This window comes from Puniceibacterium confluentis, assembly GCF_007923445.1.
GTDB classification, from domain to species: Bacteria; Pseudomonadota; Alphaproteobacteria; order Rhodobacterales; family Rhodobacteraceae; genus Puniceibacterium; species Puniceibacterium confluentis.
On the sequence record NZ_VOJI01000011.1, the window covers coordinates 142,052 to 158,721 of the forward strand.

At 63.5% G+C, this 16,670-nt stretch carries 13 protein-coding genes; 4 read left to right on the forward strand and 9 right to left on the reverse strand.

Annotated features, from left to right (window positions below; genetic code table 11):
• Window positions 1–4: 4 nt before the first annotated feature.
• The 5 genes from FOY53_RS13985 to FOY53_RS14005 all read right to left on the reverse strand — a co-directional run bounded on the left by FOY53_RS13985 (window position 5) and on the right by FOY53_RS14005 (window position 7,200).
• The gene (locus tag FOY53_RS13985; RefSeq protein WP_146589867.1) at window positions 5–1,069 is read right to left on the reverse strand and encodes an ABC transporter permease; all 1,065 of its coding nucleotides are present in this window, start codon (window positions 1,067–1,069) and stop codon (window positions 5–7) included.
• Entirely contained in the window at window positions 1,066–2,667 is a 1,602-nt protein-coding gene (locus FOY53_RS13990) for an ABC transporter substrate-binding protein (RefSeq protein ID WP_146589869.1), read from the reverse strand. Before FOY53_RS13990 ends, FOY53_RS13985 begins: the two co-directional genes overlap by 4 nt.
• Before the next feature lie 230 nt (window positions 2,668–2,897).
• Window positions 2,898–4,859, reverse strand: a complete 1,962-nt coding sequence (locus FOY53_RS13995; RefSeq protein WP_146589871.1) for a pre-peptidase C-terminal domain-containing protein — start codon at window positions 4,857–4,859, stop codon at window positions 2,898–2,900.
• A gap of 253 nt (window positions 4,860–5,112) precedes the next feature.
• Window positions 5,113–6,354 carry a lytic murein transglycosylase gene (locus tag FOY53_RS14000; RefSeq protein ID WP_439332543.1) on the reverse strand — a complete coding sequence of 414 codons (1,242 nt, stop codon included), beginning with the start codon at window positions 6,352–6,354 and terminating at the stop codon, window positions 5,113–5,115.
• A 102-nt stretch (window positions 6,355–6,456) separates the two neighbouring features.
• The gene (locus FOY53_RS14005) at window positions 6,457–7,200 is read right to left on the reverse strand and encodes a hypothetical protein (RefSeq protein WP_246107404.1); all 744 of its coding nucleotides are present in this window, start codon (window positions 7,198–7,200) and stop codon (window positions 6,457–6,459) included.
• A 128-nt stretch (window positions 7,201–7,328) separates the two neighbouring features.
• Here FOY53_RS14005 and FOY53_RS14010 point away from each other — a divergent pair, with 128 nt between their 5' ends.
• Window positions 7,329–8,204 (forward strand): glycosyltransferase family protein, encoded by an 876-nt coding sequence (locus FOY53_RS14010; protein ID WP_146589873.1) that lies wholly within the window; start codon window positions 7,329–7,331, stop codon window positions 8,202–8,204.
• Between the two features lie 149 nt (window positions 8,205–8,353).
• Here FOY53_RS14010 and FOY53_RS14015 read toward each other — a convergent pair whose 3' ends face one another.
• Both FOY53_RS14015 and FOY53_RS14020 read right to left on the reverse strand, forming a co-directional pair.
• Window positions 8,354–8,767, reverse strand: coding sequence for a hypothetical protein (locus FOY53_RS14015; protein ID WP_186766613.1), 414 nt, complete (start codon window positions 8,765–8,767; stop codon window positions 8,354–8,356).
• A 343-nt stretch (window positions 8,768–9,110) separates the two neighbouring features.
• The gene (locus FOY53_RS14020; protein ID WP_146589875.1) at window positions 9,111–10,481 is read right to left on the reverse strand and encodes a M20/M25/M40 family metallo-hydrolase; all 1,371 of its coding nucleotides are present in this window, start codon (window positions 10,479–10,481) and stop codon (window positions 9,111–9,113) included.
• Window positions 10,482–10,823: 342 nt separating this feature from the next.
• On the opposite strand from FOY53_RS14020, the gene hemA reads away from it, so the two are divergent.
• The 3 genes from hemA (at window position 10,824) to ispG (ending at window position 14,691) form a co-directional block, all read left to right on the forward strand.
• A complete protein-coding gene (gene hemA, locus FOY53_RS14025; RefSeq protein WP_146589878.1) occupies window positions 10,824–12,047 on the forward strand; it encodes a 5-aminolevulinate synthase in 1,224 nt (407 codons plus the stop codon).
• A gap of 125 nt (window positions 12,048–12,172) precedes the next feature.
• Window positions 12,173–13,441 (forward strand): helix-turn-helix domain-containing protein, encoded by a 1,269-nt coding sequence (locus tag FOY53_RS14030; protein WP_146589880.1) that lies wholly within the window; start codon window positions 12,173–12,175, stop codon window positions 13,439–13,441.
• 116 nt (window positions 13,442–13,557) lie between these two features.
• The gene (gene ispG, locus FOY53_RS14035; protein WP_146589882.1) at window positions 13,558–14,691 is read left to right on the forward strand and encodes a flavodoxin-dependent (E)-4-hydroxy-3-methylbut-2-enyl-diphosphate synthase; all 1,134 of its coding nucleotides are present in this window, start codon (window positions 13,558–13,560) and stop codon (window positions 14,689–14,691) included.
• 82 nt (window positions 14,692–14,773) lie between these two features.
• On the opposite strand, the gene FOY53_RS14040 is transcribed toward ispG, so the two are convergent.
• Window positions 14,774–15,547 carry a transglutaminase-like domain-containing protein gene (locus FOY53_RS14040; protein ID WP_146589884.1) on the reverse strand — a complete coding sequence of 258 codons (774 nt, stop codon included), beginning with the start codon at window positions 15,545–15,547 and terminating at the stop codon, window positions 14,774–14,776.
• A gap of 364 nt (window positions 15,548–15,911) precedes the next feature.
• On the reverse strand, window positions 15,912–16,664 hold the full coding sequence (locus FOY53_RS14045) for a DsbA family protein (protein ID WP_146589886.1): 753 nt from the start codon (window positions 16,662–16,664) through the stop codon (window positions 15,912–15,914).
• Between the last annotated feature and the right edge of the window lie 6 nt (window positions 16,665–16,670).

Below are 16,670 nucleotides of genomic sequence, written 5' to 3' on the forward strand. Positions count from 1 at the left end.
GTCATCAGCGGCGCCTCACGCGTGGGTCGAGGACCGTGTAGAGCAGATCCGACAGCAGGTTCAGTCCGACAAAGATGATCCCGATCACCAGGGTGCCGCCCAGAACCGCGTTCATGTCGGCGTTTTGCAGGGAATTGGTGAGATACTGGCCCAGGCCGGGCCATGCGAACACCGTCTCGGTCAGCACGGACCCTTCGAGCAGGCCGGCGTAGGACAGGGCGATCACCGTGACCAGCGGCACGGCGGCGTTGCGCAGCGCGTGCACCCAGATGATGCGCCACTCTGCCACGCCCTTGACCCGCGCGGTGATCACGTATTCCTGCGCCAGTTCCGCGAGCATGAACGAGCGGGTCATCCGGCTGATATAGGCCATCGAGTAATAGCCCAGCAGCCCGGCGGGCAGGGCGAGATGCGCAAGCACGTTGCGGAAGGCATCCCACTGGCCCTGCATTGCGGTGTCGATCAGCAGAAGCCCGGTGGTCTGGGTGACCGAGTATTCGTAAGCGATGTCAATGCGTCCCGGCCCGGCGACCAGGCCCAGCTTGGCGTAAAACACCAGCAGCCCGAGCAGCCCGAGCCAGAAGATCGGCGCCGAGTAACCGACAAGTCCCACCACCCGCACGATCTGGTCGGCCAGCTTGCCCTGCTTGACGGCAGACAGCACCCCCAGCGGCACACCAAAGAGGGTGCCGAGGATGATGCCGGCGGTGGCCAGTTCCAGTGTCGCGGGAAACACGCGGGCGATGTCGGCGGTGATGTCCTTCTTGGTCAGCAGCGATGTCCCCAGATCGCCACTGAGGGCGTTGGAAAGGTAGATCCAGAACTGCTGGTACAGCGGCTTGTCGAGGCCGAGCTCGATAAAGGCGGCGTCGTAGGTCGATTGCGAGGCCCGGTCGCCGACCACCGCCAGCACCGGATCCACCGGCACCACGCGGCCAATCAGAAAGGTGACGAACAGCAGGCCCAGGAAGGTCACGGCCACCGTCACGACCAGCTTTCCGGTTTTCATGCCAAGGTACGGGAGGGCGCCCCAGCGCCCCCCTGCGTTTTCGGGGTTTGTCGCGCTCATCTGTCTTTTGTGACGGACTTGAACGAGTTGTCGTTGAACGACGGGCCGATGATGTAGCCGTTCACGTCCTTGCGCATGCCGAAGACCTCGATCTCCTGGAACATGATGACAAAGGGCGACACCTGCTGGTGCTCGGTCTGAAGCGCGACATACATCTCGGCGCGGGCGGCGGCGTCGGCCTCGAGCACGGCGGCATCGGCCTTGGCGGTCATCTCGGGGATGTCCCAGGCGTTGCGCCATGCCAGCGGCTTGGAGGCCGCGTCGTCACCATTGTCGGGGTTGCGCGCAAAGGTGTCGGCGTTGGTGTGCGGGTCCTGATAGTCCGGACCCCAGCGGCCGATGTAGATATCGTGGTTGCGGGCACGGTACTTGGTCAGGGTCTGCTGGCCGTCACCGGGGATCAGCTCCATCTTGATGCCGGCCTCGGCCATGGTCTGCTGGATCGCTTCGGAAATCGAGGTGATTTCCGGTGTGTTGCGCACATCCATCGTCACCGAGAAACCGTCGGGCACACCGGCTGCCGCCAGAAGCTCTTTGGCCTTTTCGACGTTCAGCGCAAACGGGGTGTCCTCGAGCGCGCCAAGGAAACCCTTGGGCAGGAAGGCCTGATGCACCTGCACCTTGCCCTTCATGATGGTGTCGGCGATCGTGGCATAGTCGACCAGATATTTCATCGCCTGCCGCACTTCGGGCTTGGACAGGAATTCGTTCTTCTGGTTCAGGCCCATGTAGTAGATCGAGCCCTTCACACCGCTTTCGATCTTGACGTCCGGGCTGTCGGCGAGGGCGGTGATCTCTTCGGCGCCAAGGTTGCGGGCGATGTCGATGTCGCCCTGTTCCAGCAACAGTCGCTGGGTCGCGCCTTCGGGGATGTGGCGGTAGATCGAGCGGGCCATTGCCGGAGCATCCCCCGAATAGTTCGGGTTGCGTTCCAGCACGATCACTTCGTTCGCGCGCCAGTCGCGGATGGTGAAGGCGCCCGAGCCGGCATAGTTGGTCTTGAGCCAGTTGTAGCCGAAATCGCCGTCGGCCTCGTTGGCCATGACCAGTTCCTTGTCGACGACAAAGCCGATGGTCGCGGTCAGGCAGTACAGCACGAGGGTGGGCGCATAGGCCTTGTCCATCTCGAACTCGAACGTCATGTCGCCGGTCTGGCGGACCATCGCATCGACGTTTTCGGCGTTCAGGCCGAACTGCGTCAGGATGAAGGCCGGTGATTTGTCGAGCTTGATGGCCCGCGTCAGCGAGAACACGGCATCCTCGGCCCGGATCGGGTTGCCAGAGGCAAAGGTCATGCCCGGGCGGATGGTAAAGGTAAAGGTCTTGCCGTCCTCGGACACGTCCCACTTTTCGGCGATCACCCCAAAGATGTCGCTGACGTTGTTCACGTCATAGCCGACCAGCGGCTGATAGCTGTTGCCCAGCACTTCCGAGGCGGTGAACTCGAACACTTCTGCCGGATCGAGGGAAATCACATCGTCGATGGCCCAGGCCTGAATCAGGGTGTCGGCAGGCGTTTCCGCCTGCGCTGCCGTGAAGGGCAGGGCCAGTACGGCTGACATTGCTGCGGCCGCAAGGAATCTTGGCACATGTCTCATTGTCGTCTCCCGGTTGGTGGCATGATTTTTTTGGGCCGCAGGCAAATCGTTGCGGCCATGTCCGAGAGAGTAGCCGGCACCTGTGGCTCCGAGTCAAGCAGTGACCCGACAGGACCCTGAACCGGTTCGCAAAATCCGCCCGGGGTTCCCTGGGCTTGAAACGCAACCGGGCCCGCCCGGTCGGTGGGGCGGGCCCGCATTTGCCGGCCGGTCGGGTCCGGAAGGCGCTGTCAGAGAAACACGAAGTCCCCGATGCCGATGTCCGCAGCGGACACGAAATTCAGCACGATGACGTGACCCTGATAAGAGATTTCGGCGCCGTCGTCGCCGTCGCTGATGTCCAGGGCGGCAAACTGCGCCTCTGCATCGCTGCCCGCGACGCCCGCCAGCACCAGCCGGTCCTCGAAAAGGTCGTAGTCGGTGATCACGTCGATTTCACCGGTGCTGAAGGCTTCAAAGACAAAGCTGTCCGCGCCCCAGCCCCCCGACATTGTGTCGTTTCCGGATCCGCCGATCAGCGTGTCATTGTCGTAGCTGCCGCCGCCGAACAGAAGGTCGTTGCCGGTGCCGCCGTGGATCCAGTCCGCGCCCTGTCCGCCATACCCCACGTCGTCACCCGCCCCCAGGATCAGCACGTCGTCGTCATAGCCGCCGCCGACGGTGTCATTTCCCAGGCCCGCATAGATCACGTCTCGGCCGCCACCGGCGCCGATGTTGTCGTCTCCGGCACCGCCGAGCATGACGTCATCGCCCCAGCCGCCGGACAGGCGGTCATCGCCGTCACCGCCAGAGACCAGATCGTCGCCGTCGCCCCCGCGGATGCCGTCATCACCGGCGCCACCGCGCAGGGTGTCGTTGCCCTGACCTCCGCCGATCAGGTCATTGCCGCCGCCGCCCTCCACACTGTCATCACCGAACGACGCCGCGATGGCATCGTTGCCTTCTCCGCCCAACAGCGTGTCATTGCCGCCACCGCCCAGAAGTTCATCTTCGCCGTCACCTCCGTCCAGAAGGTCGTCGCCGTCAAACCCCTCAAGCCTGTCGGAAGCGCCAAGTCCACGCAATGCGTCGTTGCCCGCGCCTCCCAACAGCGTGTCGCGCCCCTCTGTGCCGTTGGCGATGACCGGATCCAGCGTCAGGACGTTCAGTGCATAGTCGAAGGTGGCATAATCCGAACCCGACACGGCGATGAAGTATCTCCCGCTTTCCGGCGCTTCGAAATCGTCGATGCGCCAGGTGCCGACAAAGTCGTCAAATACGCTTTCAGCCAGGATCCCGCCGTCAGTATCAATGACCGTGATCTGTGGATCGTGGTATCCGAAAATGTCGCCGAATGCGGGCGCCAGGGAAATGCGGTTCCGGTCGCCTTCGGACAGCGTTATCGCAAACCAGTCGGAATCGCCCAGGTAGTCATAAGAGCTTTCAACCGTTTCACCCACAGTGATTTCGGCGCTTGTCGTGGCATCGCCGGCTATCGCGTCAGGGCCGCCCGAGGCCAGTGTGATCGAATAGCTGCCGACGCCAAATTGGTATCCATTGCCGACGTCCAGGTAGTAGAGCCCGGTTTCGGACACCACAAACGGGTCGAGCGTTATCAGGCCGTCCTCTGAATACCTGTCGGTCACATACCCGTTGTCCGGGGACACGACAAAGAGATCCATGATCTGCAGGCCGGATCCGTCAAGGCTTTCGCCGTTGACCTCGATTGCATAAAACTCCCCGGCCTCCAGCGAGACGGCGAACACGTCGCGGTCGTCGGGATAGAAGATGTCCGTGGCAATCGTGGCGCCAAGGGTCAGGTCGGCGGCGGTCTCGATGGTGTCGCCGATATCATCGCCGCCGTCGGTCGCGTGGAGCGTGTAAGTGCCGGTGCCGTCATCGGAATAGGCGCCGGCGCCAAGATAATAGGTGCCGGAGTAGGGGGCCTCAAAGCCGATAATGCTGGAATCCAGCGTGTAATAGTCGTCATTTTCGGCCAGCAGGACACCTTCGTTGTCGAACAGCCGCAGATACGGATCGAACAATGTGCCGCCGGACCCCAGTTCGCCGTTGAGCGTGAAGAAGTAGGTCTGCGACGCTTCCAGCGTGATTGCGAACCAGTCCCGGTCGCCCGATTCCTCGATCTCTCCGGTTGCGCTGGCGCCAGTGACGATCTGTCCGGTCGTGTTGAAATCGGCGGTGAAATCATCCATCTCTGAAATCCTTGTTCAATTTATTGAGGTTCAAGTTTTGCAAGGGGTGGTGGCCGGTATGCGGCGACATGGTCCTGAATGCCGTCTGGACATCTGGAGTAAGCGCCCGCTGCCGCTTTGAATCAAGCAATTTCAATTTGGGATCGAGGAGCGCATGCGCGGTGTGTGGCCGCGCTGTGCGGATGCCCGGGACGCGTGATGTCGCCCTGCAGGAATATCTGCAGGTTGCGTTGCCCCGGAGGACGGGGCGGAGTTATGGGCGCAGCGCGGTTTTCATGCGCTTCTCGGGGAAACAGGTGGCCTTTTGTCCCGTCGCCTCCTGCCAGCGACCGATCGAGCGGCGGGTGCGGAAACCGGGCAGGCCGTCAGCGCCGCCGACATCATGCCCCATGGCTTCGAGCGCGCGCTGCATTCCGGCAATGTCGGACCGGAAAAGCCCGCCCACAGCACCCCAGCGGGCAGAAAAATCTCCGACACCGTACTGGATGCGGTCACCGACGTGGCCGACGAACAGCGCGTACAGATCACTGGTATTGTAGTCTTTCAATACATAGAAATTCGGGGTGACGATGAACGCCGGACCATTGCGCCCGGCGGGCAGCATCAGAAAACCCTGACTGTTGCGTTCGTGTTCGGGAAAGGGCCGTCCGGTGACCCGCCGGATGCCAAGCCGTTCCCAGTCACGGATCGGGCGGCCCTGGTCCGGCCCTTCAAGCGCACAGGACACCGTGTCGGGCAGGGTAACCTCGAAGCCCCAGTCGCGCCCCGCGACCCAGCCGTGTTTTGCCAGGTAATTCCCGATCGAGGCGATGGTATCGGCCTCAGAGCGCCAGATGTCCGCGCGTCCGTCGCCGTCCCCGTCGGCCGCGTACTTCAGGAAATTCGAGGGCATGAACTGCGGCTGCCCCAAAGCTCCGGCCCAGCTGCTTTTCATCGCACGCTGAGGTGCGTGCCCGGCCTCGGCAATCCGCAGCGCGGCGATCAGTTCGTCGCTGAAATACGCCGCGCGGGTGCTCATGAAGCCCTTGGTGCCGAGAACTTCAAAGACGTTGTGCGGGATCGCGACCCGGCCATAGCCGCTTTCGCGGCCCCAGATGGCGAGAATGATGCGCCCGGGCACCCCGGTGGACCGCTCGACCGCTGCAAGGGTTTTGGCGTGGCGCTGCGCCATCTGGCGGCCAACCGAGGTCGCGCCATCGACCGACCCGCGATTGAAGTACTTTCCCGGCGCGCCGAATTCTGCCTGGCGCTGGCGTCTGGGCGTCTGCGCCTGTGCCCCCGGCACCACCAGGTCGGGAAGATCCCAGTTCAGGGCGACGCCGGCAAAGGCCGCATCGAAAGTACTGCGGCTGACGCGGCTGGCCTGGGCGCGCGGCCAGATCACCTGTTCGAGCCAGCCGCGAAATTGCCGTTCAGCCGCGCTCCGGTCCTGCGCCCCGGCGGGCAGGGCGGACAGGGCAAGCGTCAGGGCGGTGAGCAGGGCGCGCAGGGTCAAGACGTCTCTCCGGGTTCGGGGGGCTGGCGTGTCATCCTTTTGCGGGCATGGTCTTTCAGTGGTGCAAGGGTCGGGCCATCAATCACCGGGCCTGCGTGAGGGTCAATAGACATACCCCAGCTGTGCCTCCTGACGTACATCGGTTTCGGTGCGCAAAAACGCCAGATCGGCCACCGAAAGCCGTGCCGGAACAGTCGGGCGCCGGTCGACCGAGGGGCGGAATTTCGCCCCCAGTCGTTTCACCACGGGACGATAGGTTTCGGCCGGTGGCAGCCCCAGCGCGCCGCAAAGAGCCGATAAAAAGCCCTGCGGGTCAGCCTGCGCCGCTTCGAGGCGCACCAACGCCGCCGGGCGCGTGCGTGACAGCAGGCTGAGATGACCGTGCAGCTTGGCCCGCCGCAGGGCAAACAGGTTGTCAAAGACAGCGCCGGTGATCGGGTGCCGGTCAAATTGCAGCGGTTGGCCGATGCTGCCATGCGCCGCGCTCTGCGGGAAATACCGCGGCCGGTCCGCGATCGTCGCCCAGCCGGTCCGGATAAAGGCGGAAAACTCCATGCGCTGCATTTCCGGTGTCGCGTGCCAGGGTTTCGCAAACATCGACAGGGTCCAGTCCCGCGCGTCCCGCACCACCGTGACCACCAGAACGTCCTGCGGAATCGCCGTCATCTGCGGAAAGCCGTGCTTCCAGCCAAGATCCTCGATCGGAACGAGGCCGGTGTTGCGCCCGATCAGCCGTTTGACAAAGTTCGTGCCGGACGAGCGTTCACCGAACACCTGCACCCGGGTGGGCGCCACGTCACCGGACAGGAACTGCCAGCCAAGGTTTGGAAACTCTTGCGAAATCACATCATGTGCCTTGTCGCAGTCGCATTTCGGGGTCGCATTCCTTCCAACCTAGCGCGGCGGCGGGCAGATTGCGATTCTCTTGTCACGAACCGCGCGCTAGACTGCGCGAAAACATGAGGCCCGAGAAGATGCAGACAGTGGCAGCCGCCGTGACCATGGTCCGGGACGACGCGTTTTTCCTGCGTGCCTGGTTGCGCCACTACGGCACCCTGTTGGGACGCGAGAACTGCTATGTCATCAACCACGGCCACGGCGACGCGGTCACGGCACTGGCGGCGGGGTGCAATGTCATCGGCATTCCCGGCGATGCCCATGCCAAGTTCGACATGAAACGCTGGCGGCTGCTGAACGGCGTCGTCGCCGGTTTGCGCGGTTACTACAACCATGTGATTGTCGGCGATGTCGACGAACTGGTCGTCGTGGACCCGCAGGCCGGGCTTACGTTGCTGGAGTTTCTTGCAACGACTCCCTCGCGTCGGGTGCTGACGCCGGTCGGGCTGGAGGTGATACACCGGATCGAGCTTGAGCCCGACGCCATCGGCGATGCCATTCTCGGCCCGCGCCGTCACGTCCGCCCCGCGCCGCATTACTCCAAGCCCTGCATCCTCAGTCTGGGGACCAAGATCGCCCGGGGGGGGCACTTCACGCAGTTCGACAAACTGATCGTGCCCGACGGGCTGTATCTGTTGCACCTCAAGTTCTGTGACTTCGACAGCTATGTTGCGGCGATGGACCGGCGCAACGCGGTGACAGAAGCGGTGGGCGTCGGGGTCAGGGATGCCGCCATCGGGCGCCATTGGTTCGCCAGTGCCAGAGGCGAAGACCGCGCCGTGTTCGATGCCTTTGCCGATCTCAAGGTTCAGGAGGGATTCGACCTAGGTCCGGTCCGCCGACGGATGCAACGCAGCTGGCAACCCCGGGGTGCCACGGGGTTCTGGCAGTTCGACCGTCCGGATTATGATGTGCAGTTCGTTCTGCCCGAGCGTTTCGTGGGCATGGTCTGAGGCGCGTCGTAGGGCTGTGGGACGCATTGCCCCGCAAGTGACCGCCGCATCGGGACTTGCATCCTCAGGACCGGGTGTCAGGCCCGTGGGCGCGGCGTGTGTGTCAGGGATCTTCCTGCAGGGACACGCCAGTTCGGCAACACAGTGCCTCAGCGGCCGTTGGATGCCACCATCACTGCGCCGGCCCAGTCGATGCCCGGAACACTGTCTTTTACCGTGGTGTGCGCGGCTTGCAGAAGTGACCGCGAGTTTTCGTCGAGCAGGCCATAACCCGCCTCGAAAACGCTGGCTGGCGTGTAGACCAATGCCGCGGCAGCAAGTGCGCCGAACAGCAGATTGCCGCTGTTGCCCTTGGAGGCGCCGCGTTTCGTGAGAAAGCGCAGAACGTGAAGCCCCAGCATGACCCCGGAAATTGCCAGCAACGCCGCGAGGACCGCAAAGATCGTGTCATGCGTGTTGGCGGGCAGGGACCCCTGCAAGAGGCTTTCGCGGATATGTTCCTTGCGGTTGGCGACGGCGATCACCAGGTAGCACCATCCAAATCCTGCAAGCGTCCAGAACACCGGGCGCCGCTGTGTTGTATCTACAGCCGGCCTGCGGCTTCCAAGACCCTGGTCCACACGCTGCAAGCGCGCTGTGAAGTCCGACTTGGTTTGTTTTTTCAATGCATATCTCATGCCTTAACTTCTCTAACCAGAATGTGGCGCGGTTGTGAAAGGGGTAGGTCACAATTCGGACTATGCTGTTAAACTTTACAGGCATTTAAGGCACATTTCCGGAAGACCTGCGGAAATGCACGTCAAGGTTGTGAAATCGGACGCTCCGCACGCCTTGCTAATGTCCGAACGGTTAAACATTTCCGCAACTTCGGACTGCAAATTGCATCAGGTCGGCGCCGGTGCAGCCTCAGCTTATGGCGTCAAGCACCCGGGCCCAGGAACGGATGCCCTTGTGAAAGCTTTCCAGGTCGTACTTTTCATTCGGGCTGTGGATCTGGTCGTCGTCCTTGCCGAACCCGATCAGCATCGCGTCGGTGCCCAGGATCTGTTTGAAGTGCCCGGCAATCGGGATGGAGCCGCCGCAGCCGACATAGGCCGCACTTGCGGGCCATTCGTCCGACAGTGCCTTGCGCGCCGCCTCGAACGCCGGATGGTCCGTGGCCATGGTCGATGCCGCCGAGGCGCCGTGCCCGTGGAACGATACGCTGCAATCCGCAGGCAGCTGGGCCGCGACCCAGGCGCGAAAACTTTCGCGGATCTTGTGGGGATCCTGCTGACCGACAAGCCGGAAACTGATCTTGGCGCTGGCCTTTGACGGCAGAACGGTCTTGAAGCCTTCGCCGGTGTAGCCGCCCTTGATGCCGTTGACCTCGCAGGTGGGGCGCGACCAGATCATTTCCAGAGGGGTGCGGTCCTGTTCGCCGGCGGGTACCGACAGGCCGACATCGCCCAGAAATCCGGCGTGGTCAAAGCCAAGGCCACGCCATTGTTCGGACAGTTCTGCCGACAGCTCGGGCACACCGTCATAGAATCCCGGAACGGTGATGCGGCCGTTGTCGTCGTGCAGACCGGCGATGATCCGCGACAGCACCCGGATCGGGTTCATCGCCACTCCGCCGTACATGCCGGAATGCAGGTCCTTGCCGGGGCCGGTGATCGTGATCTCTTCGCCCAGAAGGCCGCGCAGCATGGTGACAATGGCCGGGCTCTGGCTCTGAAACAGTCCGGTGTCGCAGATCAGGGCGATGTCGGATGTCAGTTCGGCGGCGTTCTGCTCCATGAAGGGCACCAGCGACGGCGAGCCGGATTCTTCCTCGCCCTCAAAGAAAAAGGTGATCCGGCAGGGCAGGGTGCCGTTGACGGCCTTCCAGGCACGGCAGGCTTCGACAAAGGTCATCAGCTGCCCCTTGTCATCCGACGCCCCCCGGCCGCGAATGACCCGGCCCTTTGCGGTGTCTTCGAGCCGGGGGTCGAACGGGTCGCGGTCCCATAGCTCCAGAGGGTCCACCGGCTGCACGTCGTAATGGCCGTAGAACAACACATGAGGTCCGGGACCGTCGATGTGGCCGACCACCATGGGATGGCCGGGGGTCGGACGTTTCGAAGCCTGGATGCCAAGAGATTGCAGGTCTGCGACCAGCCAGTCCGCAGCCTGGTCACAGGCTGCCTTGTAAGCCGGATCGGTCGAAATAGACGGGATTCGCAGCAGGTCGATCAAGCGGTCGGTGGCAGCGGGCAGATCAGCGTCGATACGCGACAGAACAGCGTCGAGGGACATGGGCCGGTTCCTTCAGATGGCGGTTTGCGCCGACGGTAACAGGCCGTTCGGTGGTGTCCAGAGCGCGGAGAGCGATGGGGGATCACGGGCGCAGTCAGGCAAGTGTGAACACGGAAACCGCCCGGTACAGTACAAACTTTGGTATTGTGGCGGGGCGTGCCAAAATTCTGTACCTCTGTTCGACGCGACCGGCGGGTTGACGCAGATCAAGGCTGCGACACCGGGTCATCCCGTAGAACGGTTGTCAGGGACGAATGGAGCATATATCCATTCAAGAACATGAATAAGGTCGGGACCTTTGATGCGGCGGCGCCGACAGGGTCCAGGACAAGGGAGCTTCGGATGGACTACACCGCGAAACTTGACAGTGCGCTGGACCGTCTCCATCAGGAAGGACGCTACCGCACGTTCATCGACATCGAGCGTCGGCAGGGCCACTTCCCACACGCCACCTGGCGCAAGAGCGACGGCACCGAGGCGCCGATCACCGTCTGGTGCGGCAACGACTATCTGGGCATGGGGCAGCATCCGGCGGTGCTGGCCGCGATGCACGAGGCGATCGAGGCAACCGGTGCCGGGTCCGGCGGCACCCGCAACATCAGCGGCACCACGGTCTACCACAAGCGGCTCGAGGCCGAGATCGCCGATCTGCACGGCAAAGAGGCGGCGCTGCTGTTCACCAGTGCCTACATCGCCAATGATGCGACGCTGTCGACCCTGCCCAAGCTTTTTCCCGGTCTGATCATCTATTCCGACGCCCTGAACCACGCGAGCATGATCGAAGGTGTGCGCCGCAATGGCGGGGCCAAGCGGATCTTCCGGCACAACGATGTCGACCATCTGCGCGAACTGCTGGCCGCCGACGACCCGGACGCGCCCAAGCTGATCGCCTTTGAATCGATCTACTCGATGGATGGGGATTTTGGCCCGATCGAGGCGATCTGCGATCTGGCGGACGAATTCGGAGCACTGACCTACATCGACGAAGTGCACGCCGTGGGCATGTACGGGCCGCGTGGGGCAGGGGTGGCGGAACGCGACCGGCTGATGCACCGCCTGGACATCATCAACGGCACACTTGCCAAGGCCTACGGCGTCATGGGCGGGTATATCGCCGCGAGCGCCAAGATGTGTGACGCGGTCCGCTCATATGCGCCGGGATTCATCTTCACGACGTCGCTGCCGCCGGCCATTGCCGCCGGGGCCGCCGCCAGCGTGGCGCATCTCAAGCGCGACCCCGACCTGCGGGCGCAACACCAGACACAGGCGAAAATCCTGAAAACCCGGCTCAAGTCGATGGGCCTGCCGCTGATCGACCACGGCAGCCACATCGTGCCGGTCATTGTCGGCGATCCCAAACACACCAAGCAACTGAGCGACATGTTGCTGGAGGGCTACGGCATCTATGTCCAGCCGATCAACTACCCCACAGTGCCGCGCGGCACCGAACGTCTGCGCTTTACGCCCTCGCCCCTGCACGGTCCGTCCGAGATGGATAAACTGGTGCGCGCCATGGATGATCTTTGGTCGCATTGTGCGCTGAATCGCGCCGAACTCAGCGCCTGAGCCCCTAAGCCGTATATATATACTTGCGATGTGCTACACTCGTCGCAATAAGAACGCGACTCGAATCGTAACGCGTCGCAGAAGGCAGGCACGGGGCGAGAGATGTTGGATACGGGGCAGGCGACATGATCGGGCGCAAATCTTCGCGCATTGCAGTGGAACAAGAGCCGAAGCCTCGCAGCTTTGACGACTTTGAACTGCGTCTGGGCGATGTCATGCGCGGCGAACGTGCCACCATGGGCAAGAGCCTGCTGGACGTCCAGCGCGAACTGCGGATCAAGGCAAGTTACATCGCCGCCATCGAAAATTGCGACCCCAGCGCCTTTGACACTCCCGGCTTCATCGCCGGTTACGTGCGGTCCTACGCGCGTTATCTGGATATGGACCCCGACGAGACCTTTGCCGCCTTCTGTACCGAAAGCGGCTTTGCGACCGCCCATGGCATGTCGGAAAAAGCCTCGGTCATCAAGAAACGGGATGAGTTTGCGCAGGTCGCCCGCAGCCCGGCGCGCGACCCCTTTTCACAACCGGCGTTGCCCTTCGCGCCAGGAGGCGATTCGTTTTTCTCGCGCATCGAGCCGGGCGCGGTGGGTTCCACCCTTGTCTTGCTGGCTCTGATCGGCGGGATCGGTTTTGGCGGCTGGTCCGTCCTGAAAGAGGTGCAGCGCGTGCAGATGGCGCCGGTGGAACAGACGCCGGTGGTTCTGTCGGACCTGGATCCGCTCGACACCGCCGTGAAACCCGTGAGCAACGGCGAAGAGCCCGAGCTGGCCGGGGTCTTCAGCCCGCCCAGCAACGAAGCGATGGACCGGCTTTACCGCCCGCAGGCGCTAGACGTGCCGGTTCTTGTCGCCCGGGACGCACCGATCTCGACCCTGGATCCGCGCAGCGTTGGCGCCTTTGCCAGTGCGGCAAGCTCGGACCTCGCCAAGGTGCAGACTGGCACCGCGGACCCGGCGGACCCGGCAGAGCCGTCCGGAGACACCGTTCAGACCGCGCTTGCCGAAGCGATGGCGCAGCCGAATTCGCCTCAGGTGCTCGAAGCCTCCGCTCCCGGCGTGACGATGATCGCGGTGCGCCCGGCCTGGGTGCGGGTGCGCGCGGCGGACGGCACCGTGATCTTCGAGGGCATCATGAATGCCGGCGACACCTACCCGGTGCCGCAGACCGAAGACCCGGCGACGCTGCGCGTGGGCGAATCCGGAGCAATCTACTTTGCGGTCAAGGGCCAGACCTATGGTCCGGCCGGAGCCCGGGGCTCGGTGACCTCGAAGCTGCCGCTGTCTGTGGCCAACCTCACCAGCGCCTATTCGGTTGCGGCAATCGAAACCGATGGCGATCTCGCCCGCGTCGTTGCCGAACTGAACAACCCCGATGCGCCGGCCGCGGAATAGACCGGGTCAGCGTCGAAACACGGTCGATGGTTGAACCTGCGCCTGTCCATCGCTAGCTAAGGCATTGGGGGCGGCTCAGGTCGCCCGGTCCGTTTCTGTCGGCGAGGGAGCCTTCGATGAGCCTCAACCACATCCGTCCATGGCGCAACATCTACCGCCGGAAGTCACGTCAGATCATGGTCGGCTCGGTGCCCGTAGGCGGCGATGCCCCGATCACCGTCCAGACCATGACCAACACCCTGACCACGGATGTCACGGCAACGCTGGATCAGATTCAACGGTCGGCGGATGCAGGGGCGGATATCGTGCGCGTTTCGGTCCCGGACGAGGCCTCGGCCAAGGCCCTGAAGGAAATCGTGCGCGAAAGCCCGGTTCCGATCGTGGCCGACATCCATTTCCATTACCGGCGCGGGATCGAAGCTGCGGAGGCCGGCGCTGCCTGCCTGCGGATCAACCCCGGCAACATCGGCAGCAAGCAGCGCGTGCGCGAGGTGATCCAGGCCGCGCGCGACAATGGCTGTTCGATGCGGATCGGCGTGAACGCCGGCAGCCTCGAACGCCACCTGCTCGAGAAATACGGCGAACCCTGCCCGGACGCGATGGTTGAATCCGGCCTCGAACATATCCGCATCCTGCAGGACAACGACTTTCACGAATTCAAGATCAGCTGCAAGGCTTCGGACGTCTTCATGGCCGCCGCCGCCTATCAGCAGCTTGCCGACGCAACCGACGCGCCGATCCACCTTGGCATCACCGAAGCCGGCGGGCTGACGTCAGGTACGATCAAGTCCGCCATCGGCATGGGCAACCTGCTGTGGATGGGCATCGGCGATACCATCCGCGTCAGCCTGTCGGCGGATCCGGTGGAAGAGGTCAAGGTCGGCTATGAAATCCTGAAATCCCTCGGCCTGCGCCACCGCGGCGTCAACATCATCTCCTGCCCCAGCTGCGCGCGCCAGGGCTTTGACGTGATCAAGACGGTCGAGACGCTGGAACGGCGTCTGGAACATATCAAGACCCCGATGTCGCTCAGCATCATCGGCTGCGTGGTCAACGGCCCCGGCGAGGCGCTGATGACGGATGTCGGCTTTACCGGCGGCGGCAGCGGCGCCGGAATGGTCTATCTGGCCGGCAAGCAAAGCCACAAGATGTCCAACGACCAGATGATCGAGCATATCGTCGAAGAGGTCGAAAAGAAGGCCGCGCAACTCGACGCGCAGCCCGCTTCGGCGACACAGGCGGCCGAGTGATCGCCCTTCCGGCTCCTTCGGGGCCCGAATATCGTTAGGGAGCGCGAGGGGCAGACAAGCCCCGCGTTCCCGTCATGGCCCGTCAGCCCCTGGTCACATTGACGCTCTGCGCACGCAGTTCGGCAGGCCCGTAGGTGGTGAGAAAGGCAATGTCGGTCGCGTCCCGCCCGACACAGATCCCGGCCATGTTCTCGGGCTCCGCCATGCCGGTCGGGTCGACCAGGTGCCAGGCACCCTGGAGCCAGACTTCGACGACGGCGTGGAAATCCTGCGGGTCGACCCCCAGCGCATAGACGCTGACAATCCGGGCCGGGATCGTGCCCGCCCGCGCCAGCGTGATCAGCATGTGGGCAAAGTCGCGGCATACCCCCTGACGCAGGACAAAAGTCTCCAGCGCCGAGGTTTCGGCGTCCGAGGTGCCGGGCACATAAGAGAAGTTGTTCTTCACAAAATCATTCATCGCCACCAGCTTGGCGCCGCCCTGAAGCCGACCGAACTCGGTGTTCACAAAGGCCATGAACTTGTCCGACGGGCAGTAGCGCGACGGGAACAGGTATTTCACCACCTCCGGCGGCATGTCGTGCGGCATGTCGGACGACAGCCCGGCAATGTCTTCGACGGTGCGATCAATGTCGACCTCGGCAGTGTAGCGCCAGTTGATCCGATTGCTTTCGCGCACCCAAAGCCGTTCACCGATGCCTTCTTCTGCCGGGGTCGAGCGGGGCATGCCCGACTGTGTGGTCAGCACGCCCGACAGGATTTTCTGGTGTGGGGTTTCTGCGGCGTAGATCTGTGCCAGGCAGTCGGTGGGGCCGAACAGGGCATAGTCCAGCGTCACGTCGATCTTGAGGGTCATGGTCTCTCCTGGGAGGAAGGGCGCTGATGAGATGATGCGGGGGCGCGCCGAGACAGTGCAGCGCCGGTTGACGCCGCCTTAGCGCGCTGCTGTCGGTGAACGCAAGAGGAGCGCCGAAGGTTCCGCGGCAGAGCCGACCCATTGGCATGCCGCACAACCGCCTGCGGGGCATGCCGCACAACCGCCTGCGGCGCGCGCTTCAGCAGCTGCGCGCAAGGGGTGGTCATGGGGTCCGGGCGGTTCAAGCCGACGACAAGGCGCACGAATGTCCGGCACCGGTGCCCCGACCAGTCCCGGGGATACCCTGTCCGCGTCGCACCGTGGTCCGATGCGGCGGCCTCGCCCCGCCGCCGTGAAAGCCCTGTCAGCCTTCGGCACGCTCCTGCGCAACGATCTGAACCATCGAGTCGAGCGGCACGTAGCCGCGCACCAATTCGTTGCCCATGACAAAGGTCGGGGTGCCGTTGATCTTCAGTGTCTGTGCCAAGGCGCGCGTTTCGTTGATCTGGCGGTCGATCGCCGGGTCGTCCATCCGCGCCAGTACCGCATCGGCATCCAGCCCGAGCGTCTCGGCCAGTCGCCGCAGCACCGGCTCGCTCATGTCCGACGTCATGGTGATGAGCGCGTCGTAGGCGGACTTGTAGGCGTCGTCACCCGCGACCAGCCGCGCGGCCAGGGCAAAGCGGGTCGATAAGGTCGATGCTTCGCCCAGGATCGGGAACTCCTTGACGACAAAGCGGATGTTGCCGTCTGACTCGATCAGCTCGGCCACCTCGTCATGCGCCTTGCGGCAATAGCCGCAGCGGTAGTCCATGAATTCGACCACGGTGATATCGCCGTCGGGATTGCCGCCGACCCACGAGATCCCGTCGTCAAAGATCGCCTTGGCATTGGCGGCCAGAAGCTGGTCGTCCCCAGCGGCGATTTCGGCGGCCTGGCGCTGTTCGGCCACTTCGACGGCCTCGAAGATCACTTCCGGGTTGTCCAGCAGATACGCCCGGACTTCCGCCCGGAATGCCTCCCGTTCAGCGTCGGACATCGCCGAGACGTCAAAGGCCCACACCGGGGCGGCAAGGCCGATGGCCAGGGCGGCGGCGGCGGTAAGTGTCTTCTTCATCCGTAA

Coding starts and splice junctions, on each gene's coding strand:
- FOY53_RS13985 (WP_146589867.1), bottom strand. CDS start 1,069: ATGAGCGCGACAAACCCCGAAAACGCAGGGGGGCGCTGGGGCGCCCTC.
- FOY53_RS13990 (WP_146589869.1), bottom strand. CDS start 2,667: ATGAGACATGTGCCAAGATTCCTTGCGGCCGCAGCAATGTCAGCCGTA.
- FOY53_RS13995 (WP_146589871.1), bottom strand. CDS start 4,859: ATGGATGATTTCACCGCCGATTTCAACACGACCGGACAGATCGTCACT.
- FOY53_RS14010 (WP_146589873.1), top strand. CDS start 7,329: ATGCAGACAGTGGCAGCCGCCGTGACCATGGTCCGGGACGACGCGTTT.
- FOY53_RS14020 (WP_146589875.1), bottom strand. CDS start 10,481: ATGTCCCTCGACGCTGTTCTGTCGCGTATCGACGCTGATCTGCCCGCT.
- hemA (WP_146589878.1), top strand. CDS start 10,824: ATGGACTACACCGCGAAACTTGACAGTGCGCTGGACCGTCTCCATCAG.
- FOY53_RS14030 (WP_146589880.1), top strand. CDS start 12,173: ATGATCGGGCGCAAATCTTCGCGCATTGCAGTGGAACAAGAGCCGAAG.
- ispG (WP_146589882.1), top strand. CDS start 13,558: ATGAGCCTCAACCACATCCGTCCATGGCGCAACATCTACCGCCGGAAG.
- FOY53_RS14040 (WP_146589884.1), bottom strand. CDS start 15,547: ATGACCCTCAAGATCGACGTGACGCTGGACTATGCCCTGTTCGGCCCC.
- FOY53_RS14045 (WP_146589886.1), bottom strand. CDS start 16,664: ATGAAGAAGACACTTACCGCCGCCGCCGCCCTGGCCATCGGCCTTGCC.